This is a genomic window from Geomonas oryzisoli (assembly GCF_018986915.1).
Lineage (GTDB): Bacteria > Desulfobacterota > Desulfuromonadia > Geobacterales > Geobacteraceae > Geomonas > Geomonas oryzisoli.
In genome coordinates this window covers 2,401,265-2,423,767 of the sequence record NZ_CP076723.1, presented here as the reverse complement: position 1 = coordinate 2,423,767, position 22,503 = coordinate 2,401,265, and the positions used below count along the sequence as shown (strand labels likewise).

General features: G+C 61.2%; 19 protein-coding genes. 16 read left to right on the top strand and 3 right to left on the bottom strand.

Translation table 11 applies throughout. The annotated features are described in order from the left end of the window. Nucleotides 1–66: 66 nt before the first annotated feature. The 11 genes from KP004_RS10635 to KP004_RS10585 all read left to right on the top strand — a co-directional run bounded on the left by KP004_RS10635 (nt 67) and on the right by KP004_RS10585 (nt 13,767). Nucleotides 67–2,133: an ATP-binding protein gene (locus tag KP004_RS10635; protein ID WP_216802308.1), complete on the top strand. Its 2,067-nt coding sequence runs from the start codon at nt 67–69 to the stop codon at nt 2,131–2,133. Between the two features lie 117 nt (nt 2,134–2,250). Continuing rightward, nucleotides 2,251–3,021 carry an MBL fold metallo-hydrolase gene (locus KP004_RS10630; RefSeq protein WP_216802307.1) on the top strand — a complete coding sequence of 257 codons (771 nt, stop codon included), beginning with the start codon at nt 2,251–2,253 and terminating at the stop codon, nt 3,019–3,021. A 166-nt stretch (nt 3,022–3,187) separates the two neighbouring features. Next, nucleotides 3,188–4,483: an adenylosuccinate lyase gene (gene purB / locus KP004_RS10625; RefSeq protein WP_216802305.1), complete on the top strand. Its 1,296-nt coding sequence runs from the start codon at nt 3,188–3,190 to the stop codon at nt 4,481–4,483. Then, nucleotides 4,476–5,564, top strand: coding sequence for a mechanosensitive ion channel family protein (locus KP004_RS10620; RefSeq protein WP_216802499.1), 1,089 nt, complete (start codon nt 4,476–4,478; stop codon nt 5,562–5,564). The genes purB and KP004_RS10620 overlap by 8 nt, the downstream gene beginning before the upstream one ends. Further along, nucleotides 5,548–8,538 (top strand): phosphoribosylformylglycinamidine synthase subunit PurS, encoded by a 2,991-nt coding sequence (locus KP004_RS10615; RefSeq protein ID WP_216802303.1) that lies wholly within the window; start codon nt 5,548–5,550, stop codon nt 8,536–8,538. The genes KP004_RS10620 and KP004_RS10615 overlap by 17 nt, the downstream gene beginning before the upstream one ends. 96 nt (nt 8,539–8,634) lie before the next feature. Continuing rightward, a complete protein-coding gene (locus tag KP004_RS10610) occupies nt 8,635–9,459 on the top strand; it encodes a phosphoribosylformylglycinamidine synthase subunit PurQ (RefSeq protein ID WP_216802301.1) in 825 nt (274 codons plus the stop codon). A 177-nt stretch (nt 9,460–9,636) separates the two neighbouring features. Further along, complete coding sequence (gene purF / locus KP004_RS10605) at nt 9,637–11,064, top strand: amidophosphoribosyltransferase (protein WP_216802496.1); 1,428 nt, start codon at nt 9,637–9,639, stop codon at nt 11,062–11,064. Continuing rightward, entirely contained in the window at nt 11,061–11,609 is a 549-nt protein-coding gene (pyrE, locus tag KP004_RS10600; protein ID WP_183346315.1) for an orotate phosphoribosyltransferase, read from the top strand. The genes purF and pyrE overlap by 4 nt, the downstream gene beginning before the upstream one ends. A 184-nt stretch (nt 11,610–11,793) precedes the next feature. Beyond that, nucleotides 11,794–12,465, top strand: a complete 672-nt coding sequence (locus KP004_RS10595; protein ID WP_216802300.1) for a YkgJ family cysteine cluster protein — start codon at nt 11,794–11,796, stop codon at nt 12,463–12,465. A 197-nt stretch (nt 12,466–12,662) separates the two neighbouring features. Beyond that, nucleotides 12,663–13,214: a YaeQ family protein gene (locus KP004_RS10590; protein WP_216802298.1), complete on the top strand. Its 552-nt coding sequence runs from the start codon at nt 12,663–12,665 to the stop codon at nt 13,212–13,214. Nucleotides 13,215–13,242: 28 nt separating this feature from the next. Further along, nucleotides 13,243–13,767 (top strand): peptidase associated/transthyretin-like domain-containing protein, encoded by a 525-nt coding sequence (locus tag KP004_RS10585; protein WP_216802297.1) that lies wholly within the window; start codon nt 13,243–13,245, stop codon nt 13,765–13,767. 2 nt (nt 13,768–13,769) lie between these two features. Here KP004_RS10585 and KP004_RS10580 read toward each other — a convergent pair whose 3' ends face one another. The 3 genes from KP004_RS10580 to KP004_RS10570 all read right to left on the bottom strand — a co-directional run bounded on the left by KP004_RS10580 (nt 13,770) and on the right by KP004_RS10570 (nt 16,301). Then, the gene (locus KP004_RS10580) at nt 13,770–14,513 is read right to left on the bottom strand and encodes a DUF72 domain-containing protein (protein WP_216802295.1); all 744 of its coding nucleotides are present in this window, start codon (nt 14,511–14,513) and stop codon (nt 13,770–13,772) included. A gap of 15 nt (nt 14,514–14,528) precedes the next feature. Further along, complete coding sequence (locus KP004_RS10575) at nt 14,529–15,074, bottom strand: phosphatase PAP2 family protein (RefSeq protein ID WP_216802293.1); 546 nt, start codon at nt 15,072–15,074, stop codon at nt 14,529–14,531. Between the two features lie 204 nt (nt 15,075–15,278). Continuing rightward, nucleotides 15,279–16,301, bottom strand: coding sequence for a cytochrome c3 family protein (locus KP004_RS10570; RefSeq protein ID WP_216802291.1), 1,023 nt, complete (start codon nt 16,299–16,301; stop codon nt 15,279–15,281). A gap of 142 nt (nt 16,302–16,443) precedes the next feature. On the opposite strand from KP004_RS10570, the gene KP004_RS10565 reads away from it, so the two are divergent. From KP004_RS10565 to fusA, 5 genes are all read left to right on the top strand, one after another. Next, nucleotides 16,444–16,950, top strand: a complete 507-nt coding sequence (locus KP004_RS10565) for a DUF4124 domain-containing protein (protein WP_216802289.1) — start codon at nt 16,444–16,446, stop codon at nt 16,948–16,950. 88 nt (nt 16,951–17,038) lie between these two features. Beyond that, nucleotides 17,039–17,869, top strand: coding sequence for a carboxylating nicotinate-nucleotide diphosphorylase (gene nadC, locus KP004_RS10560; RefSeq protein WP_216802288.1), 831 nt, complete (start codon nt 17,039–17,041; stop codon nt 17,867–17,869). Beyond that, entirely contained in the window at nt 17,866–18,849 is a 984-nt protein-coding gene (locus KP004_RS10555; RefSeq protein ID WP_216802286.1) for a biotin--[acetyl-CoA-carboxylase] ligase, read from the top strand. The genes nadC and KP004_RS10555 overlap by 4 nt, the downstream gene beginning before the upstream one ends. 165 nt (nt 18,850–19,014) lie before the next feature. Next, nucleotides 19,015–19,782: a type III pantothenate kinase gene (locus tag KP004_RS10550; protein WP_216802284.1), complete on the top strand. Its 768-nt coding sequence runs from the start codon at nt 19,015–19,017 to the stop codon at nt 19,780–19,782. A gap of 351 nt (nt 19,783–20,133) precedes the next feature. Continuing rightward, nucleotides 20,134–22,233: an elongation factor G gene (gene fusA, locus KP004_RS10545; protein ID WP_216802283.1), complete on the top strand. Its 2,100-nt coding sequence runs from the start codon at nt 20,134–20,136 to the stop codon at nt 22,231–22,233. The last annotated feature ends 270 nt before the right edge of the window (nt 22,234–22,503 follow it).

Sequence of the window (22,503 nt, the reverse complement as noted above, 5' to 3'; positions counted from 1 at the left end):
AATTATGCTGGCGTGGCCCATGATGCGCATTTCTTCCTCCACGCCGTTGCTGGAAATAGACTATAGATGAAAATGACTCTGGAAAAACGCATCTTACTGTTCTCCTTCCTGATCCTGTTCCTCACCATCTTCATTGGTTCCGGTATGGACATAATGGCGTTGCGCAAGGACCAGGTGAACGCACTCAGCCTGCGTTCCAAGGGCCTCGCCGTCGCCCTTAAGTCCAACATCGAAAAGGTCATCAACCTCGGTCTGGAACTGAAGGACATGACCGGCGTGTCCGAGAAGTGCCGGGAGATCATCGAGGGGAACCCGGACATCGCCTACTGCGTGGTGACCGAGTTGAACGGCAAGGTGCTCTTCGCCAGCGATCCCCGCTTTATGTCCATGCCCATCCAGGAGTCTCAGAAGGAGGAGGCGCGGCTTGGGGAAGAGCCGGTCTACAAGCGCCGCATCACCATGACGGTCGAGGGAGCGACCAACTCCTACTACGACAACGCGGTCATGGTGATGAGCCCGTACGGCAAGCCGCTGGCACAGGCCCACGTGGGCTTCAGCGACCAGGTCGTCTTCGACAAGATGAAGGGGATGGTGCTGAAGACCCTGTTCCTGCTGGCGATCTCCCTGGTCACCTCCTTTACCCTCATCATGCTTTTCATGAAGAGATACGTGATGCAGCCGATCTCCATGCTGCTCAAAGGGGTGAAGCAGATCTCCGAGGGGGCCTTCGACACCCACATAGGAGAGGTGCAGGTCTACGAATTCAACGAGCTCGCCCGCAACGTCAATATCATGTCCCAGTTCCTGAAAAACAGGGACGCCGAGATCAAGAAGAATTACCAGGACATGGAGCGGACCTTCGACGAGCTGCAGGCCTCCTACCGCAAGCTGGAGAAGCTCTCCACCGACCTGGAGCGCTCCGAGGAGCTCTACAAGTCGCTTATGGAGGACGCAAGCGACGCCATTGTGGTGATCGGGTCCGACGAGTGCATCCGCATGGTGAACAAGATGGCGGAGGAGTTCTTCGGTTACGAGGCGAAAGAACTGGTGGGGCTGCCGCTCACCAAGATGCTCCTGCTGTTGAACATCAGCAACATCCCCAAAGTGCACCGTATCTTCCGTGAGGCGGCCGAAGGGGCGCACATCGCCGAGGAGATGCAGCTCTCCCGCAAGGAGGGGGGCGCCATGGTCGCCATGCTGCACGCCTCCAGCATCAAGAGCGGATCGGAGACCCTGGTGCAGGCCATCTTCCGCGACGTGACCCGCGAGCGCGAGATCATCCTCAACCTGGAGAAGAGCTCCGCCGATCTCGCCCGCCTGAACCGGATGAAGGACTCCTTCCTGGGGCTTGCCTCCCACGAGCTGAAGACCCCGCTTACGGTGATCATGGGGTACTCCGAGCTGATCACCACCGACCTCGCCGACAAGGTGGACAAGACCGTCCTCGAGATGGTGGTCAACATAGCCAACGCCGCGGCCCGCCTGGACAACATCATCAAGGACATGGTCGACGTCTCCATGATCGACGAAAAGCGGCTGCAGCTCAAGGTCGAGGACATCCAGCTGAACCGCCTGATCGAGGCCTCGGTCAACGAGCTTCGTTTCTTCTTCTCCATGAGAAAGCAGGAGGTGGTGCTGAACCTGGACGAGTCGCTCCCCACCATCCGCGGCGACGCGCTGCGCCTCATGCAGCTTCTTTCCAATATCCTCGGCAACGCCATCAAATTCACCCCGGACGGCGGCCGCATCACGGTCTCCAGCTCCGCCAAATACCTGCTGCGTGGCCCCTCGGGGACCGGGGAAGGGCGGGAGCACCACCTGTTCCTCGAGATCACCGTCACCGATACCGGCATCGGCATCGACCGCGAGGATCAGCTGCGCGTCTTCGACAAGTTCTACGAGGTGGGCAACATCCAGGAACATTCCAGCGGCAAGGTCGCCTTCAAGGCCAAGGGGGCCGGTCTCGGCCTCTCCATCGCCAAGGGGATCGTCGACATGCACGGCGGCGAGATCTGGGTGGAGTCCACCGGTTACAACCCCGACCGTTTCCCCGGCTCCACCTTCCATATCCTGCTCCCCGTGGCACCCGGGCTGAACGAGGGAAGCACGGACTACAGCAGGCTTTTGCGTTAATCAAATCTCAGCAACTTCATCTTGAATCTGCCGACCAATTCCTGTATAAAAATAAGGTTTTTCTGCCGTTCATGAGTCCCGTCTCGGGGCTGATTCGCGCTAGTTTTGGAGGGATGCATGAGGCTCAGCCTCTTGGCAAGTGGCAGCAAGGGGAATTCCCTGTTTCTGGAGACCGATTCCTGCCGTTTGCTGATCGATGCCGGCCTCTCCGGTCGGGAGACCACCAACCGGCTCGCCTCCATCGGCGTCGATGCCGCCACGCTGGACGGCATCCTGGTCACCCATGAGCACACCGACCACATCCGCAGCGTGGGAACGCTGGCCCGGCGCCTGAAGGTCCCGGTGCTCGGTTCGAGCCGGATGCTGCAGGCGGCGCACCACGTGATCGGCAAGGCGGAGTGCATCGAGTTCGAAGCCGGCGCACCTTTCACCTTCAAGGGGATCTCCATCGATCCCTTTCCGATCACCCATGACGCCTGCGACCCGGTCGGCTTTCGGATCGAGAGCGGCGAGGGGTGCATAGGCTTTGCCACCGACCTCGGCATCGCCACCCGGCTCACCCAGGAAAAGCTTAAGGGGTGCCGCGCGCTGGTGCTGGAATTCAACCACGATGAGCAGATGCTCCAGGACGGGCCGTACCCCTGGCACCTCAAGCAGCGCATCCGCTCCCGCCACGGGCACCTCTCCAACGCGGAGGGGGCGAACCTTCTTGAGGAACTTCTGCATGGCGACCTGCAGGGGGTCTTTCTCTCCCATCTCTCCGAGGTGAACAACGATCCGGCGCTGGCGCTTGCCGCCGCGCGCGGACTTTTGAGCCGCCAGAACCTGTGCGGCCCCGAACTCTTCCTGGGGTGCCAGCACCAGGTAAGCGGCGTATTCTCAGCGTGAGGGGAGGGGACTGGCTCCGTAAGGTGCCTGTCCCCTTTTGCCCGGACCACTTATCGGCGCTTCCCTTGAAGGGGGACAGGCACCTGACGGAGCCAGTCCCCTTTACAGGGGATGCACCTGTTTTTGCCATAAAAAAATCAGACAATTCAGCAAGGGGGAAGAATTCGTGATCGAACGTTACAGCCGTCCTGAAATGACCCGCATCTGGGAACCCGAGAACCGCTATGCCAAGTGGCTCGAGATAGAGATCTACGCTTGCGAGGCGCATGCCGAGATGGGGCGCATCCCGAAAGAGGCGGTCTCCCGCATCAGGGCCAAGGCGAGCTTCGACGTGCCGCGCATCGACGAGATCGAACGCACCGTCAAGCACGACGTCATCGCCTTCCTCACCTCGGTCGCCGACTACATCGGTGACGACTCCCGCTTCGTCCACCTGGGCCTCACTTCCTCCGACATCCTCGATACCTCCTTCGCCATGCTCCTGAAAGAAGCGGGCGAGTTGATCATCTCCGACATCAAGCGCCTCATGGCTGTCATCAAGACCCGCGCTTTTGAGCACAAGATGACCCCGCAGATGGGCCGCTCCCACGGCATCCACGCCGAGCCGGTGACCTTCGGCCTGAAGATGGCGCTCTGGTACGACGAGATGGCCCGTAACCTCAAGCGCATGGAAGCTGCCCTCGAGACCATCTCCTACGGCAAGATCTCCGGCGCCGTCGGCACCTTCGCCAACATCGACCCGCAGGTCGAGGAGTACGTCTGCAAGAAGGCGGGCCTGAAGCCGGCGCCCTGCTCGACGCAGGTGCTGCAGCGCGACCGCCACGCCGAATACTTCTCCACCCTCGCCATCATCGCTTCTTCCATCGAGAAGTTCGCCGTCGAGATCAGGCATCTGCAGAGGACCGAGGTGCTCGAGGCCGAAGAATTCTTCAGCAAGGGGCAGAAGGGCTCTTCCGCCATGCCGCATAAGCGCAACCCGGTCCTTTCCGAGAACCTGACCGGTCTGGCCCGCCTGATGCGCGGCTACGCCCTTTCCGCCATCGAGAACGTGCCGCTGTGGCACGAGCGTGACATCTCCCACTCCTCCGTCGAGCGCATCATCGGTCCGGACGCCACCGTCACCCTGGACTTCATGCTGAACCGCGCCATCGGCCTCATCGAGAACCTGGTGGTGTACCCGGAAAACATGATGCGCAACCTGAACCAGATGCGCGGCCTGATCTTCTCCCAGCGCGTGCTCCTGAAGCTCGCCGAGGCGGGCGCTTCCCGCGAGAAGGCCTACGCCCTGGTGCAGAGAAACGCCATGAAGGTCTGGGAAGAGGGCAAGGACTTCCAGACCGAGCTTTTGAACGACGAGGAAGTGACCTCGTTCCTCCCCGCCGAGGAGATCAAGGAAGCGTTCGACCTCGGCTACCACATGAAGCACGTCGACACCATTTTCACGAGGGTCTTTGGTGGATAACCTCCTCTACTACCTGAGACCGGACGAGATGGACCCGTTCTATCTCTTCTGGGCCAAGCAGGCGCTGATTTCCGTCGCGATCATCGCCGTCTTCTACCTCCTCTCCAGGCTGTTGCAGGTGCTGATCGCCAAGATCGGCACCCGCCTCTGCGCCGTCACGGAGACGGATCTCGACGACAGGATCCTTGAGCGGGTTTCCGGACCCGCCATGCTGCTGGTCAACTGCGCCGGTCTGTACCTGGCCATCAAGCGCCTGCCGCTGCACGACAAGGTCGGTATCGCGGCCGCCGGGCTTCTGTTCGTGGTGAACATCACCATCCTCACCGTGATCGCCTACCGGGTGCTCGACGAGCTCCTCAAGGCGTACGGGGCGCGGGTGGCCGGGGCCGAAGTGAGCCGCCAGATCATGCCGCTGGTGGAGAAGTTGTGCACCATCTTCCTGGTGGTCACCGCGCTCATCATCACCCTCAAGCACTTCAACTACGACATCCTGTCGCTGGTCACCGCCCTGGGCGTCGGCTCCCTGGCCATCGGTCTTGCCGCCAAGGACACCCTGGCCAACATGGTGTCCGGCTTCACGCTCATGATCGACCGCCCCTTCCGGATCGGCGACCGTATCCAGCTGGGGACCCAGGTGGGGGACGTCATCGATATCGGTCTTAGGAGCACCAAGATCAAGGGGGCTGACAACACCTTCCTGATCATCCCGAACTCCGAGCTGTGCAACTCCACCCTGGTCAATATGGCCTTTCCGGACGTGCGGGTGAAGGGGCGGGTCAACATCGGCATCGGCTACGAGTGCGACGTCGAACGCGCCAAGGAACTCATGGTGCAGACGGCACTCGCTGCCCCGAGCGTGCTCAAGGAGCCCAGGCCCGAGGCCTTCTTCATGAACTTCGGCGACAGCTCGCTGAATCTCTCGCTCTTCTTCTGGGTCGCCGACTACACCCACACCGTGGCGGCCACCGACCAGATCAACAGCGCCCTGCTGCAGTGCTTCCAGGACAACGGCATCACCATCCCGTACCCGACGCGTACGGTTATCCATGAAAAGGACACCAACAATGCCCCACAGGATTGAGATCACCCTTAAGGACGAGGTCCGCGACCCGCGCGGCGAGCGCATCAAGCGCGAGATCGCACACTTCCTCCACCTTGACGTGGCCGATGTGCGCACCATCGACGTCTACACTGTCGACGCGCCGCTCTCCGCAGAGGAACTGAACCAGGTTGCCGCCGGTCCCTTCAGCGACCCGGTCATCCAGAACTACTCGATCGACAAGCCCGCCGCGGCAGGTTTCGACTACCTGGTCGAGGTCGGCTTCCGTCCCGGCGTCACCGACAACATCGGCCGCACCGCCGGCGAAGCGATCGGCTATCTCTTGGGCCGGCCGCTGGCTGCAGGGGAGGGGGTGTACACCTCGGTGCAGTACCTGATCTCCGGGAAGCTCTCCCAGTCCGACGCCGAGAAGATCGCCACCGGTCTTCTGTGCAACACGCTGATCCAGCGCTACCAGATCCTGGACGCGGCCACCTTCAAGGCCCAGGGGGGCGTCGCTCCCTTCGTTCCCAAGGTACAGGTCGAGGCGAAGGTCGAGGTCAACACCATCAACCTCGAGGTCTCCGACGAGGAGCTGATGCGCATCAGCCGTGACGGCGTGCTGGCCCTCACCCTGGACGAGATGAAGATCATCCAGGCGCACTACCGCGACCCGCAGGTGGTCGAGAAGCGCAAGAGCCTGGGCCTTGGCGCGGCACCCACCGACGTCGAGCTGGAGGCGCTCGCCCAGACCTGGTCCGAGCACTGCAAGCACAAGATCTTCTCCGCCGACGTCACCTACGACGACGGCACCGGCAAGACCGAGAAGATCAACTCCCTGTTCAAGAGCTACATCCAAAAGACCACCGCCGACGTGCGCGCCGCCCAGGGCGACAAGGACTACTGCCTGTCCGTCTTCAAGGACAACGCGGGGGTCATCAAGTTCAACGACGACTGGTCCCTGGTGTTCAAGGTGGAGACGCACAACTCCCCGTCCGCGCTCGACCCCTACGGCGGGGCGCTGACCGGCATCGTGGGCGTGAACCGCGACCCGTTCGGCACCGGCAAGGGCGCGAAGCTCATCTTCAATACCGACGTCTTCTGCTTCGCCGATCCGTTCTACGAGAAGGAGCTCCCCAAGCGCCTGCTGCACCCGCGCCGCATCTATGAGGGCGTGGTCGAGGGCGTCGAGCACGGCGGCAACAAGAGCGGCATCCCGACCGTGAACGGCTCCCTGGTGTTCGACGAGCGCTTCGCCGGCAAGCCGCTGGTATTCTGCGGCACCGCGGGGCTCATGCCCGCCACCATCAAGGGTGAGGCGTCGCACAAAAAGAACATCATCCCGGGCGACCTGATCGTGATGACCGGTGGCCGCATCGGCAAGGACGGCATCCACGGCGCCACCTTCTCCTCGGAAGAGCTGAACGAGAACTCGCCGGTATCCGCGGTGCAGATCGGCGACCCGATCACCCAGAAGCGGATGTTCGACTTCCTGATCCGCGCCCGCGACAAGGCGCTGTACCGCTTCATCACCGACAACGGGGCGGGGGGGCTTTCCTCCTCCATTGGCGAGATGTCCGAGGAGTGCGGCGGCTGCCAGCTCGACCTCTCCAAGGCTCCGCTCAAGTACCCGGGCCTGGCTCCGTGGGAGATCCTGATCTCCGAGGCGCAGGAAAGGATGAGCCTCGCCGTTCCGCCCGAGAAGATCGACGAGTTCATGGAAATGGCCAAGCGCTACGGCGTCGAGGCGACCGTGCTCGGCACCTTCACCGATTCCGGCATCTTCCACATGCTCTACGGCGACAAGACCGTGGCGTACCTGCCGCTTTCCTTCATGCACGCGGGGCTGCCGCCGATGCAGATCCCGGCGCGCTGGGAAAAACCGGTGCACGAGGAGCCCAAACTGGCCCCGGCGGCGGACTACACCACCGACGTGAAGGCGCTCCTTTCCTCCTTGAACATCTGCTCCAAGGAGAGCGTGGTGCGTCGCTACGACCATGAGGTCCAGGGCGGTTCCGTCGTCAAGCCGTTCACCGGCGTTGACAACGACGGCCCGTCCGATGCCGCCGTCGTGCGCCCGATCCTCGACTCCTTCGAGGGTGTCGTGGTCGGTCACGGCATCTGCCCGCGCTACAGCGACATCGACGCCTACGACATGGCTGCCAACGCCATCGATGAGGGCTTGAGGAACTACGTCGCCGTCGGCGGCTCGCTCGACCTCGTCGCCGGTCTGGACAACTTCTGCTGGTGCGATCCGGTCCTCTCCGAAAGGACCCCGGACGGCCCGTACAAGATGGCCCAGTTGGTGCGCGCCAACAAGGCGCTCTACGACTACTGCACCGTCTTCTCCATGCCGCTCATCTCCGGCAAGGACTCCATGAAGAACGACTTCTACGACGGCACCACCAAGATCTCCATCCCGCCGACCCTGCTTTTCTCGGTCATCGGCAAGATGGAGGACGCCCGCCTCGCCGTCACCATGGACGTGAAGCGTGCCGGTGACCAGGTGTACCTGCTGGGCGCTACCGCCAACGAGCTGGGCGCTTCCGAGTACCTGGCGCAGAAGGGCTTTGTCGGCAACAACGTGCCCAAGGTGGACGCACAGGCGGCACTGGCCACCTACCGCGCCTACGGTGCGGCACTGAAGGCCGGGCTGGTCGCTTCCTGCCACGACCTCTCCGACGGCGGCCTTGCCGTTGCAGCTGCCGAGTCCGCCTTCGCCGGCGGCTTCGGCATCGAGCTCGACCTGGCGCAGGTGCCCTTCAAGGGCGATACGGCAGAGAAGAGCGACATCGTGCTCCTCTTCTCCGAGTCCGCATCCCGCCTGCTGGTGACGGTGCGCGCCGAGAAGGCTGCCGAGTTCGAGAAGGCGATGGCCGGTACCGCGTTCGCCAAGATCGGCGCGGTGACCGAGGAGCCGACCCTGAAGGTGAAGGGTGTTGCCGGTGGTGTGGTGGTGAATGCCCCCAATGCCGAGCTGAAGGCCGCCTGGCAGGAGCCGCTGAAGGACCTGTAAGATATTGCGAATCTTTTATATGCAGAAAAAAAGCGGGTTGTGCAATAATGAGGACCGTTGTGCCCGCTACTAACCATCCGATAGAGGACTTTATTGATGACCAAGGCTAAAGCGCTTGTCATAACAGGCAACGGCACCAACTGCGAAACCGAGGCGGCCCACGCCTGCAAGCTGGGCGGCTTCGACGAGGCGCGCATCGCCCATATAGCTGAACTGCTGACCGGTGAGGTCACCCTGGACGATTACCACTTCCTGAACCTGACCGGGGGCTTCCTGGACGGCGACGACCTGGGGAGCGCCAAGGCCCAGGCCAACCGCCTGCGCTACGCTGCCGTGGAAGGCAAAGAAGAGCGCCTGGTGGACCAGATCACCCGCTTCATCGCCGACGGCAAGTTGATCCTCGGCGTCTGCAACGGGTTCCAGCTCCTGGTGAAGATGGGGATGCTTCCGGCCCTCGGCGGCAACTACCTGAACCAGACGGCGACGCTGACCTACAATGAAGGCGGCCGCTTCCAGGACCGTTGGTGCTACTTGAAGGTCGACGCGGCTTCCCCGTCCCTGTACACCCGCGGCATCGAAGGGGGCGTCTACCTCCCGGTACGCCACGGCGAAGGGAAGTTCCTGGTGGACGACGCCAAGACCCTGGAGGCGATTGAGGCCAAGCACCTCTCCTGCCTCAAGTACTCCGATAAGAACTACACGGCAGCCACCATGGAGTTCCCGGAGAACCCCAACGGCTCCGTGAACGCCATCGCCGGTATCTGCGACGAGACCGGCAGGATCATGGGGCTCATGCCGCACCCCGAGGCCTTCGTGCACCGCACCCAGCATCCGCGCTGGACCCGCGAGGAACTGCCGGAAGAGGGCGAAGGCCTGATCTTCTTCAAGAACGCGGCGAAGTACGTGAAAGAAAACTTCTAGATAATCCCCGCCCCCGGAGGGGGAGGGTCAGGGAGGGGGAGCGAAGCCACGTGCGCCAACCGTTCCCCCCTCCTGACCTCCCCCCTCCGGGGGGAGGAATTGGTGGACAGCCCTTCGGGGCATACAACAAGGATCGACAGGTAAGCAGTTCTTTTATAAGGAGCAGTCGTGGAAGAAATGATGATGCGCAGGCCCGAAGAAGAGTGCGGCATTTTCGGTGTATTCAACCACCCGGAGGCGTCGAACCTCACCTATCTCGGGCTCTACGCCTTGCAGCACAGGGGACAGGAAAGTTGCGGTATCGTCTCCTCGGACGGAAGTACCCTGCACGCGCATAAAAGCATGGGGCTCGTCGCCGACGTGTTCGGCAACCCCGAAATCTTCAAGACGCTGCCCGGCCGTTCCGCCATCGGCCACGTACGTTACTCGACCACCGGTTCCTCGGTCATCAAGAACGTCCAGCCCATCAACGTGGACTACTCCCGCGGCTCCATCGCGATAGCCCACAACGGCAATATCGTCAACGCCCAGATCATCAAGGACGAGCTGGAGGCCTACGGTTCCATCTTCCAGACCACCATGGACACCGAGATCATCGTCCACCTGCTCGCCACTTCGAAACAGAACTCGCTGCTGGACCGCATCACCGACGCGCTCACCCGCATCCAGGGCGCCTACTGCCTCCTCTTCCTGACCGAAAGCCGCATGGTGGCGGTGCGCGACCCCAACGGTTTCCGCCCGCTTTGCCTGGGCCGCCAGGGGAGCGCCTACGTGGTCGCCTCCGAGAGCTGCGCCCTCGACCTCATCGACGCCGAGTTCATCCGCGAGATCGAGCCGGGCGAGGTGATCGTCATCGACAAGAACGGCCTGACCTCCTTCTTCCCGCTCAAGAAGGTGCAGCCCACCCCGTGCATCTTCGAGTTCGTCTACTTCGCGCGTCCCGACTCCCACATCTTCGGCAAGAACGTGTACCAGGTACGCAAGGAGCAGGGGCGTCAACTGGCCCGCGAGCACAAGGTCGACGCCGACATCGTCATTCCGATCCCGGATTCCGGCGTCCCCGCGGCGCTCGGCTACGCCGAGGAATCCGGCATCCCGTTCGAGTTGGGGCTCATCCGTAACCACTACGTCGGCCGCACCTTCATCGAGCCGCAACAGGCGATCCGCCACTTCGGCGTCAAGATCAAGCTGAACCCGGTGCGCGAGGTGCTGAAGGGCAAGCGCGTCGTGGTCATCGACGACTCCATCGTGCGCGGCACCACCTCCCGCAAGATCGTCAAGATGATCAGGAACGCCGGAGCCGCCGAGGTGCACGTGCGCATCTCCTCCCCGCCGACCAGCTACCCCTGCTACTACGGCATCGACACCCCGAACCGCAAGGAGCTGATCTCTTCGTCGCACTCGATCGACGAGATCCGCCGCTATATAACCGCCGACTCGCTCGGGTACCTTTCCGAAGAAGGTCTCATGTCAACCGTCGGCGCCGAGAATGCCGGATTCTGCACCGCCTGCTTTACCGGGGGGTACCCGGTTAAATTCCCGCGTCTGATGGATCAGGATGAACCGCAGATGGGACTATTCGAAAAGGAGACTGCCGAGCAATGACCGAAAAGGAAAGACTGAAAAAGATCATCATTGAGCTGTCCTACGAGAAGAGGAACGTGACCTTGGCTTCCGGTCGTCAGAGCGATTTTTACTTTGACGGGAAGCAGACCACGCTGCACCCCGAGGGCGGCTACCTGACCGGCAAGCTCTTCTTCGAAGCCATCAAGGATGTGGAAGGTGTTGAAGGGGTAGGGGGGCTCACCCTCGGCGCCGACCCGATCGCCACCGCGACCTCCGTGGTCAGCTTCCTGGAAGGAAAGCCGGTTCCGGGCTTCATCATCCGCAAGGAGCCCAAAGGGCACGGCACCGGTGCCTGGCTGGAAGGGCGCAAGAACCTGAAACCCGGCTCCAAGGTAGTCATCGTCGAAGACGTCGTGACCAGCGGCGGTTCTTCCCTGAAGGCCATCAAGCGCGCCGAAGAAGAAGGGTTGGTGGTGCTTGGCGTGGTCACCCTGGTTGACCGCGAGGAAGGCGGCCGCGAGAACATCGAAGCCGAAGGGTACTGGCTGAAGTCCATCTTCACCAAGGCCGAGATTCTCGCATAACAGCAGATAGATACTGTGCGTACTGAAGGCGGCAATAGATGCTATTGCCGCCTTTTTTTTCCTTGCTGCACATGGCGCTCCTCCCCCCGGAGGGGGGAGGCCGGGAGGGGGGCTGTTTGTGAAGAGCTTCCCCCTCCCTGCCCCTCCCCCTCCGGGGGAGGGGACGGTGGACTGACTGAGACTTATGCAAGAAATCCTGAAAAGAAATCGCGCGTTGCTGGCGCAGGTGGATGACTGGTTTGCCCGCTGCATGGCTGCTTATCCCCAGCACATCGCCTGCCAGGGCGGCTGCTCGGGCTGCTGCCGGGGCACCTTCGATATCACCCTGCTGGACGCTTATTTCCTCAAGCGCGGCTTCGACCAGCTGTCAGACGCGGTGAAGGAGCAGGTGTTGGTTAAGTGCCGCGAGCGGCTTACGCTGATGCGGGAACAGTGGCCTGAACTGGACCACCCTTTCGTGCTCAATTACCGCCCGGAGGAGGACTGGGAACTGCTCATGCCCGACGAGGACGAGACCCCTTGCGTGCTGCTCGGCGACGATGGCCGCTGCCTGGTCTACGAGTACCGCCCCATGACCTGCCGGCTGCACGGCATCCCGCTGGTGGACGCGGAAGGGGAGGTCATGCACGACGAGTGGTGCACCATGAATTTCACCTCGGTGGACCCCTTGGTACTGCCGGCTCTCACCGCTCCCTTCGATGCCATCTTCACGGAGGAGGTGGCCCTGTTCCGGGATTTCACCCAGAAGCTGCTCGGACAGAGGGTGAGTGAGTTGGATACCTTCATCCCGTTGGCGCTGATGATCGATTTCGACGGGTTCGACTGGAGGCGCTGGGCGGGGGAGGGGGAGGATTAATTAACTCTCCTCGTATGGTAGGGTTTACGCTCCTCCCCCAGGAGGGGGGAGGTAGGGAGGGAGGATTTGCCTGCATAGCTGCTGCGAGCCCCCTCCCTGTCCCTCCCCCTCCGGGGGAGGGGACACCATAGTCACCACATAGCTTCGTTGGGCATCATTCCCCATAGTGTAGATAACACCTTTAAAAGGATTTACCGATGGCTCTCCCTTCCACCATTTACCGCGCCTCCGTGCAACTGTCGGATCTGGATCGTCAGATCTACGCCGATATTCAGACCACCGTCGCCCAGCATCCCTCCGAGACTGCGGAGCGGCTGCTGGCCAGGCTTTTGGCCTACGCGCTTTGCTACGAGGAGGATCTGTCCTTCACCAAGGGGGTCGGTTCCGGCGACGAGCCTGATCTCTGGAGCAAAGGTCCGGACGGCAGGGTGCAACTCTGGGTCGAGGTGGGGCAACCGGACCCGGAGCGGCTCGCCAAATCCTGCCGCCACGTAGAGCGCGCTTTCCTGTTTGCCTTCGGCGCCAACGTCGGCCGCTGGCTGCCGCAGCACCAGCAAAAGCTGGCCGGCATCAAGAACCTCTCGGTGCTCACCCTCGATTTCAAGTTTCTCACCCTGCTTTCTGCTAAACTGGAACGGGTCATCAACTGGTCCGTCACGGTCACAGAGGGAAACATCTATCTCACCGCCGGCGATCAGACCATTGAGACTACACTGGAACATGTCTGCGGTCCTCCCTTGGTAGGCTGATAGAGGGAGGAGAGGAGGGGGCAATACTATGTTTATGCCTCGTTACGTCATTTCTCTTTCACTGTTACTGCTAGTCAACGCCACCTCGTCCTCTGGTCTTGCCGCCTCCTGTCCGCCCACCCCATGGGACGAGATCGGTCCTTTTTACCGCCCCAACGCGCCGGTGCGCGACACCATCGGCAAAGGTTATCTCCTGAGCGGCACGGTCCGTTCCTCAGCCGATTGCTCGCCCATCCCCAAGGCCCGCATCGAGTTTTGGCAGGCCGGTCCCGACGGCCGGTATGACGATGCCTACCGCGCGACCGTCTACTCGGACAGCAGGGGGCGCTACCGCCTCCAGACCTTCCCGGCCGTTCCCTACGCCAATCGCCCGCCTCACATCCACATCCTGGTGGACGTGAAGGAGTTCGAGGGACTGGTGACGCAGCATTATCCCAAACGAGGCGCCCAAAAGGCGCAACTTGACCTGGTGCTGGTGCCCGAAGGAAAGGAGGGAGGGGAGTCGAAAGGCCGGGCCGGTGACCTGGTCCGGCCCGGAACGGGAACTCGCTAGGTTTACTCTTTGTCCAGCGGCGCCTGCATCATTATGGCCAGATCCCTGGCATTTTGCGGTGCAGCGCCACCCATGTCGTTGTTGAAGTAGATATAGACGTCCAGGCCGCGGCTCAAGTACTTCCTGATCCTCACCACGTCCTTTTCCAGTTGTTCCTTCGTGTAGAACCCGTTGTAACTCCCCTCCATCCCATGCCGCCTGATATAGACGAAGTCCGCAGTGATGGGCGGTGCGTCGATGAATACCGGGTGGTCCGCCATGCACAGCGACACGTTGCGGTCGCGGCAGATACTCACGACCTCGTCGGTGAGCCAGCTTTCGTTTCTGAACTCCAGCGTGTGCCTGCCGTGGTACGGCGCGACCTGGTCCAGGAAATGCTCCAGTCTCTTCAGGTCCACCTTGAACTGCGGGGGGAACTGCCAGAGCACGACCTGCAGTTTCTCCTGCAACTCATGGGTCGGCCCGAAGAATTTGGAGAGGGCGCCTTCGATGTCGTGCAGCCTCTTTATGTGGGTTATGTAGCGGCTCCCTTTCACGGCGAAGGTGAAGTTCGCCTCGCTTTCGTCGTGCCAGTGCTTGAAGGTGGCAGCGGTAGGAGTCCGGTAGAAAGTGACGTTGAGCTCAACCGTGTCGAAGATTGAGCGGTAGTGTTCGAACCACTCTTTGGTCTTAAGTTCAGCCGGGTAGAAGTTGCCGCGCCAATGGTTGTAGCTGAAACCGCTGCAGCCTAGATAGAGCTTTGCCATTGCCTTGCCTCCTCTTTACCAGGAACGTTGCCAGCGCATGCCGAACCATTCCGGTCCTATCACCGGCGCTATGTGGGTTGCGTTTTCCGGGGTGACGAACAGTTTGCCCACACCGTAGGACAACAGGCCCGAGGCGATCACGTCGCGCCAGCGGTGGTCGTTGTTGTCGACGCGGTTGTAGGCGACGTACGCGGTGGCAAGCCAGGCGGGCACCCCGTATTTCCAGCCATAGCGCTCGCTGAGGAAGGCAGCGCCGGACCCGGCGAAAGCGACATGCCCCGAGGGAAACCCGTAAGGATGCCCGTTGGGGCGGCGGCCCCAGTCGGTCTCGTTGAAACCGAGCCTGGCGACGGAGGTGAGTGCCTGGTTGACGGCAAGGTTGCGCAGCCATTGCTTCTCTCCCTCGGTGTCGTGCTTGAAGAAGGCGATTGCGATGGCGGACACGGGAATGGCGGTCATGACCGTGTGGCCGATGAGTGCGCTGTCGGCTGAGGCTGTCGATACTCCGACCAGCGAGGACCAAAGGACCAGCGTTACCAGGAACGAGCGTGATGATGACATCTGCGGCCTCCTTCTGGTGACATACGGTGTTTGCACACCGGCTGCAAGCAATGCGACCTGGCGGGATGATGACGTTAAAATTTACAAACTTGCCAAGTATACCCGATGCTGCCGTACCGGCCAGTGCTCTGGGAGGGTAGGGGGAGGGTAATAAAAAAGGCGGGACCTTTCGGTCCCGCCTCGTTGTTCATCGTGTATTGCCTGTTACATCTTGTGGCACTTGTCGCAGTCGCCGTTGGAAGTGAAGGCGTCCTTGCCGTTGTGGCATGCGCCGCAGGACTGACCTTTCTCCATGTCGCCCATGGTGTGGTGCTTGGCACCGGCCTGCATCGGGAAGATCTTGTTGTGGCAGTCGGCACACTTGTAGGCTTCCAGGTGGAACTCGTGGCTGAACTTCACCTCGCCGCCCTCGTTCTTGAAGATCACCGCACCCGGCTTGTAGCCTTTGTGGCACTTGTTGCAATCGCCGGCTACGGAGAAGGCCTCTTTGCCGTTGTGGCAACCGCCGCAGGACTTGCCTTTGCCCATCTCAGCCATAGTGAAGTGCTTGGCGCCTGCCTTGAAGGCGAAGAGCTTGGTATGGCAGTCTTTGCAGGAGAAGGCTTCCAGGTGGAAGTCGTGGCTGAACTTGGCGTCGGTCACCCCTTTGGCTTTCCAGGTGATCTCGCGGGGCTTCATGCCGGCGTGGCACTTGCCGCAGTTGCCGGCGACGGTGAAGGCCTTCTTGCCGTTGTGGCAGGCGCCGCAGGTCTTGCCTTTTTCCATCTGGGCCATGGTTACGCGGCGGTCTTTGCCGGTGATCACGGTGCCGTTGTGGCAGGACTTGCAGCCGTCACTGACTTTGGCCAGGTGGATGGAGTGGTTGAACGTGGTCTGACCCAGACCCTTGATCTTGAACTCCACATTACGGGGCTTGCCCTTGTGACATTTGACGCAGCTCTTTTCATCGGCTACGCTAAAAGCCTTGATGCCGGTGTGGCAGGCACCGCAGGACTTGGTCTTTTCCATTTCGGCCATGGTGAAGTGACGCTTAGCCTTCAGATCGAAGATTGCGTTGTGACAGATCCTGCAATTGTTGTTATATTTCAGCAGGTGTACATCGTGACTGAAGACAACGGCGTCCCCGTTCTTAAGAGGAAACTTGACGTCTTTGGTCTCCTTGGCAAAAAGCGCAACCGGTGACGCGCAGACGATAAGAACCATAAGCAAGGCGAGGCGAAACTGCATGGTACACTCCTTCTGGCTGTTTATTTGCTATTCCTTAGGGCAATAGCCGGGATAATATACACATCGCAAAGGGCATCGTCAATTCAAAACTATTGATTGTTTTTTATGTTTGGCCGCTTAGGCCCTGTTTATTGGAGGGAAGATGAAAACGATTTTGCTCTCCCTTTTGCTGCTATCTCTTCTTGCCCCCTCACTGGTCCGCGCGGCTTTCTACCAGTGGACCGACGCCCAAGGTGTCGTTCACTTCACCGACAACCGCAACAACATCCCCAAGCAATACCGCGACAAGGCAAGCCGGGTTGAGGTCTCCGACAGCGCTCCTGCGGTCGTGTCTCCCGGCGCCACCACCGCCTCCCCCGCGGCACTCGCCCCCGGCGGACATGACGAACGCTGGTGGCGCGATCGCTTCAAGGCCCTGCGCACCGAGCTGAAGACGCTTCAGGACCAGCGGACCGGCCTGGATCAGCAACTGGTCGAGCTGCGCCGCAAGCGCACCATCTTCCAGCGTGCCCGGGACCGCGAGGCGATCAACACCATGGAAGCTCAGATCTCCACCATCGACGGGAAGATCAGCGAGATGCTGAACCGCATAGCCGCCCTCGATCTCGCCGCCGCCCAGGCCGCGGTACCCGTAGAGTGGCGTCAGTAGCTTGCTGGCGCAATTTATTAGCGGTTGCGGGCCTAGTTAAGCTGTGCTATAAAAAACTGCCGCTTAACACAGGGAGAACCCGGATTATATGAACCAAATCGATAACATAATAGACAACGCTCTTGCAGAGGATATCCACACCGGCGACATCACCACACTCTCCGTAGTCGCCAAGCCGCGCCGCATGCGCGCCAGGCTGGTTGCCAAAGAGGAGATGGTCCTCTCCGGCATCGACGTGGCCCGTCGCGTCTTCGCAAGGCTTGACGCCGACATCGTTTTTACCGCTCATTTCGAGGACGGCGCCCGGCTTGCCAAGGGCGACATCATCGCCGTCATGGAGGGGAACGCTGCCACCCTTTTGCAGGGGGAGCGGGTTTCTCTGAACCTGTTGCAGAGGATGAGCGGCATCGCCACCCAGACCGCCGCATACGTGAAAGAGCTGGAGGGGACCGGTGCGCGCGTGGTCGATACCAGGAAAACCACCCCCGGCCTGCGTGTGCTGGAGAAGTACTCGGTACGGGTAGGGGGAGGCACCAACCACCGTACCGGCCTCTACGACGGGGTCCTCATCAAGGAAAACCATATCGCAGCCGCCGGCGGCATCGCCGAGGCGGTGCGTGCCGCACGCGCCTACATCCCGCACACCCTGAAGATCGAGGTGGAGACCGAGACCCTGGACGAGGTGAAGCAGGCGCTAGAAGCCGGCGCCGACATCATCATGCTGGACAACATGTCTCTTGAGCAGATGACCGAGGCGGTACAGATTATAAATAAGAGGGCGCTGGTCGAAGCGTCCGGGGGGGTGAACCTGAAGACGATCAGGTCCATAGCCCTGACCGGTGTGGATATCATATCGGTCGGTGCGCTCACCCACTCGGTACGCGCGACCGACATCTCAATGCTGATGGAGGGCGTTTGAAAGACTCCGGGGTCGACGGCAGAATAATCGAGCTGTTCCGCTCCGGCGACGGGGTGGTTTCCGGCGCTGCGCTGAGCCGCCTTTTGGGGGTGTCGCGAACCGCAGTCTGGAAGCACGTCAAGGGACTTCGCGCCAGCGGGTACCTTATCGAAGCCGTCCCCTCCAAGGGTTACCGGTTGCTCTCTTCACCCAAAGTTCTCACCCAGTTGGACCTCTCTGCCGGCCTTGCCACCAGCAGGATCGGCACCAGCATCATCTGTCTCAAGGAAACCGAGTCCACAAACCAGGTCGCCTTCAAGCTGGCCGAGGATGGTGCCGCGGAAGGGACCGTGGTCATCGCCGATGCCCAGACCGCCGGCAAAGGACGGCTGGGGCGCATCTGGCTGTCGCCTCCCGGCGTCAACCTGTACTGCTCGGTGGTGCTGCGACCCGCCATCGCGCCGATGGCCGCCTGTCAGCTCACCTTTCTCTCCGTGGTTGCCGTGGCTCGCGCCATCGAAAGCTGCACGACACTCAAGCCGCAGATCAAATGGCCCAACGACATCCTGATCAACGGCAAAAAGGTCGCGGGGCTTCTCAACGAGATGAATGCCGAGACCGAGAAGGTGAATTTCGTGGTGCTCGGCATCGGGGTGAACCTGAACCTGGACATGTCCTCGATATCGGAGTCGCTCTTGCGCCACCCGGCCACCTCGCTGTTGCAGGAGGGGGGCGTCGAGGTGGATCGGCTCGCCTTCACCCGGGCGCTGCTGGTCGAGCTCGACCGGCTCTACGACGTGTTCCTGCGTGAGGGCGAGGCGCCGGTGCGGGCCGAGTGGCTGGAGCGTTCCGCCATCAAGGGGCGCAGCGTCAAGGTGAGCCAGGGGGAGCGCGAGTTTATCGGCATGGTGCAAGGGGTCGACTCCTTCGGTGCCCTTTTGGTGCAACTGGGCGATGGCAAGGTCGAAACCGTCCTGTCCGGCGACGTCGCCCTGGTTTGACGGGGAAGGTAAACGGCATTAACGCAAAGACGCAAAGGCGCAGAGACGCCAAGTAGAACCAAGAAGAATTTGCTTTTCCCTTTTAAAAGATTTTCTCTGCGTCTTAGCGGCTTTGCGTCTTTGCGTTGAAGCTTTTGTTTATGTCTCAGGTTTTGGAGGTTCGGCTTGCTTTTAGTGATCGACGTCGGGAACAGCAACATCGTTCTCGGGATTTACGATGAGGAACGATTGGTTCAAGACTGGCGGGTTTCCACCGACAAGTCCAAGACCATCGACGAGTACGGCATCCTGTTCCACGACCTTTTCCGCCTGTCGGGCATCGTCTTTGCCGATGTAAAGGACATCATCGTGTCCTCGGTGGTGCCGACCCTGACCGGGGTGCTGGAGAAACTGGCCCGCCAGTACTTCAAGATCACCCCCTACGTTGTCGGCCCAGGCATCAAGACCGGCATGCCGATCCACTACGACAACCCGAAAGAGGTGGGGGCGGACCGGATCGTGAACGCCATCGCCGGGTTCGAGAAGTACCGTTCGCCGCTCATCATCGTGGACTTCGGCACCGCCACCACCTTCGACTACGTCAACAAGAAGGGTGAGTACTGCGGCGGCGCCATCGCCCCCGGGCTTGCCATCTCCATGGAAGCCCTGTTCCAGAAGGCGAGCAAGCTGCCGCGGGTGGACATCGCACGGCCGCCCGCCATCATCGCCAAGAACACGGTGAATTCCATGCAGGCCGGCATCTTCTTCGGCTACGTGGGGCTCGTGGACGGCATCGTGCAGCGCATGAAGGCCGAGGGGAAGGAAAACGTAAAGGTCATCGCCACCGGCGGGCTCGCCTCCCTGATCGCCCCCGAATCGAGCACCATCGAGGCGGTGGACGAGTTCCTCACCCTGGAGGGGCTGCGCATCATCTACAAGAGGAACAAGCCGTAATCCAGCTTCCCCCTTTTGCAAAGGGGGATTGAGGGGGATTTAGCTGTCCTTGCAGGCAGGGACGTTGTGGCTAGCTTGGCTAAATTCCCCCTGGCCCCCCTTCGCAAAGGGGGGGACGTGAGGTCACTTGAAACGCTTTGTGGAAGACAAGGCTGCTCCCAGGGGCGTTCTCAGTTGAATAGTAACAGTTGGTTCACTCGCTCAGACAGCGGGTGAGGGAGGTACATCAAAATCCAGTGAGAGTTCAGCCAGGTAGTTGTTAGTTCGTTGTTTGTTTCGTTAGCTTTGCTCAAGTCGGTTTCTCGTTGAAGCGTAGGTCATTGATGATCTTCATTCTAAAGGGAGGGCGTTATGGGAAGGTATGAAACGGCAAAACTGCGTAACCTCGGTATTGTAGCTCACGGAGGTGCCGGCAAGACCTCGCTGGCCGAAGCGATCCTGTTCGATACGGGCATGATCGACCGGCTGGGGAGGGTGGATGACGGCAGCTCCACTATGGATTTTGAGCCCGAAGAGATCAAGCGCCGCATCTCGATCACTTCCTCCCTGGACCACTGCGAGTGGAACGGGCACTCCATCCACATAGTCGACACCCCGGGATACGGCAACTTCATCGCCGACACCCGCGCCTGCATGAGGACGCTCGACTGCGCCGTCGTCATCCTCTCGGCCATCTCCGGCGTCAAGGTTCAGACCGAGGAGGTCTGGCAGTGGGCCAACGAGTTCGAGATCCCGCGCATCGCCTTCGTCAACAAGATGGACCGCGAGCGGGCCAGCTTCCTGCGCGCCATCGACGACATGGAAAAGGCGCTGGGGGCGAGAGGGGTCGCGGTGCAGATGCCCCTGGGCGCGGAGGAGAACCTCGCGGGGGTCATCGACCTGGTGCGGATGAAGGCGTACCGCTATCAGAAGGACTTCTCCGGCAAGTTCTCCGAGGGCGATATCCCGGCCGAGTACCTCGATGAGGCCAAGCGGCTCAGAGAGATGATGGTAGAGACGGTGGCCGAGGCCTACGACGCCCTTACCGAAAAGTTCCTCGACACGGGCGAGCTTTCCGAAGAGGAGATCCTGGACGGACTCAGGGTCGGCACCATGCGCAGCACCTTCACCCCGGTCTTCTGCGGTTCCGCGGCCATGAACATCGGCGTGGCGCAGCTCCTGGACGCGATCTGCGCTTACCTGCCGTCTCCGCTGGACCGCACTGCGGCGGTGGGGATGGACCCCAAGACCGAACAGGTCGTCGAGCGTGCCCCCGCTGAGAGCGAGCCGTTCTCGGCGCTGGTCTTCAAGACCACCTCCGACCCCTACACCGGCAAGATCACCATCTTTCGCGTGTATTCTGGCGTCCTGAACTCGGACTCGCTGGTGTACAACTCGACCAAGGGGGTCCAGGAGCGCATCGGCCAGATCTTCGAGCTGGAAGGTAAGAAGCAGCATCCGATCAAGCAGGCGGTTGCCGGTGACATCGTGGCCGTTGCGAAGCTCAAGGAGACCGTTACCGGCGATACTCTTTGCGACGAGGGCAAACCGGTCGTGTACGAGCCGGCCCAGCCGCTGCAGCCGGTAATCTCTTACGCCATCGAGCCCAAGACCAAGAACGACGAGGACAAGATCCATAGCGCGCTGCAGCGCATGATCGAGGAAGACCCGACCATCGAGAGCCACCGCGACCCGCAGACCCGCGAGTTCATCATCTCCGGGATGGGGCAGGTGCACCTCGAGGTGGTGGTCGAGAAGTTGAAGCGTAAGTTCGGCGTCGACGTCATTCTGAAGACCCCGAAGGTCCCGTACCTCGAGACCATCCGCGGCTCCGCGAAGGTGCAGGGCAAATACAAGAAGCAGTCCGGCGGGCGCGGCCAGTACGGCGACTGCTGGATCGAACTCTCCCCGCTGCCGCGCGGCGAGGGGTACAGATTCGAGGACAAGATCGTGGGCGGCGTCATCCCGCGCCAGTACATCCCGGCGGTCGACAAGGGGATCCAGGAGGCGGCCAAGGAAGGATTCCTGGCCGGCAACCCGGTGGTGGACTTCAAGGTCGCCCTCTACGACGGCTCGTTCCACACCGTCGACTCCTCGGAGATGGCCTTCAAGGTGGCCGGCTCCATGGCCTTCAAGAAGGCTATGGAACAGTGCAAACCGGTCCTGCTGGAGCCGATCGTCAACATGAAGATCACCGTCCCGGACGAGAACATGGGGGACGTGATCGGCGATCTCAACTCCAGGCGCGGCAAGGTAGTCGGGGTCGAACCCAAGGCTAATTCGCAGATCATCAGGAGCGTGGTGCCGATGTCCGAGGTCCTTACCTACTCCAACGATCTGCGCTCCATGACCAGCGACCGCGGCATGTTCACCTCGGAATTCTCCCATTACGAGGAGGTTCCGAGCCACCTGGCCCAGAAGATCATCGCCGAGGCCCAGGATCAGAAGGGCAACAACCACAAAAGTGCATAGCTGACGTTTCAGCATGTCTACTGCCCGGTCCCACCTTCGCCAAGGCTACGGTGGGCAGGCCCCTGTAAGCCGCCAAGGCTACGGTGGGCAGGCCCCCCTGTAAGCCTTGGCCAAGGGGGGCTCGCCCCACGTAGCTTTAGCGAAAGTGGGCAATGTCCGCCGTAGCCTAGGTGAAGATGGACGTTGTCCGCCGTAGCCTCGGCGAAGGTAGATGGCCGGGCAGGCTTAATTTCGAATGTCATGACAGGGAGGATGAGCAGATGGCGAAGG

Excerpts from the sequence above, each read along its gene's own strand:
- purF (WP_216802496.1), top strand. The coding sequence starts at position 9,637 with ATGATGATGCGCAGGCCCGAAGAAGAGTGCGGCATTTTCGGTGTATTC.
- KP004_RS10615 (WP_216802303.1), top strand. The coding sequence starts at position 5,548 with ATGCCCCACAGGATTGAGATCACCCTTAAGGACGAGGTCCGCGACCCG.
- KP004_RS10585 (WP_216802297.1), top strand. The coding sequence starts at position 13,243 with ATGTTTATGCCTCGTTACGTCATTTCTCTTTCACTGTTACTGCTAGTC.
- pyrE (WP_183346315.1), top strand. The coding sequence starts at position 11,061 with ATGACCGAAAAGGAAAGACTGAAAAAGATCATCATTGAGCTGTCCTAC.
- KP004_RS10595 (WP_216802300.1), top strand. The coding sequence starts at position 11,794 with ATGCAAGAAATCCTGAAAAGAAATCGCGCGTTGCTGGCGCAGGTGGAT.
- KP004_RS10610 (WP_216802301.1), top strand. The coding sequence starts at position 8,635 with ATGACCAAGGCTAAAGCGCTTGTCATAACAGGCAACGGCACCAACTGC.
- KP004_RS10580 (WP_216802295.1), bottom strand. The coding sequence starts at position 14,513 with ATGGCAAAGCTCTATCTAGGCTGCAGCGGTTTCAGCTACAACCATTGG.
- KP004_RS10575 (WP_216802293.1), bottom strand. The coding sequence starts at position 15,074 with ATGTCATCATCACGCTCGTTCCTGGTAACGCTGGTCCTTTGGTCCTCG.
- nadC (WP_216802288.1), top strand. The coding sequence starts at position 17,039 with ATGAACCAAATCGATAACATAATAGACAACGCTCTTGCAGAGGATATC.
- KP004_RS10565 (WP_216802289.1), top strand. The coding sequence starts at position 16,444 with ATGAAAACGATTTTGCTCTCCCTTTTGCTGCTATCTCTTCTTGCCCCC.
- KP004_RS10635 (WP_216802308.1), top strand. The coding sequence starts at position 67 with ATGAAAATGACTCTGGAAAAACGCATCTTACTGTTCTCCTTCCTGATC.
- KP004_RS10630 (WP_216802307.1), top strand. The coding sequence starts at position 2,251 with ATGAGGCTCAGCCTCTTGGCAAGTGGCAGCAAGGGGAATTCCCTGTTT.
- KP004_RS10570 (WP_216802291.1), bottom strand. The coding sequence starts at position 16,301 with ATGCAGTTTCGCCTCGCCTTGCTTATGGTTCTTATCGTCTGCGCGTCA.
- fusA (WP_216802283.1), top strand. The coding sequence starts at position 20,134 with ATGGGAAGGTATGAAACGGCAAAACTGCGTAACCTCGGTATTGTAGCT.
- KP004_RS10590 (WP_216802298.1), top strand. The coding sequence starts at position 12,663 with ATGGCTCTCCCTTCCACCATTTACCGCGCCTCCGTGCAACTGTCGGAT.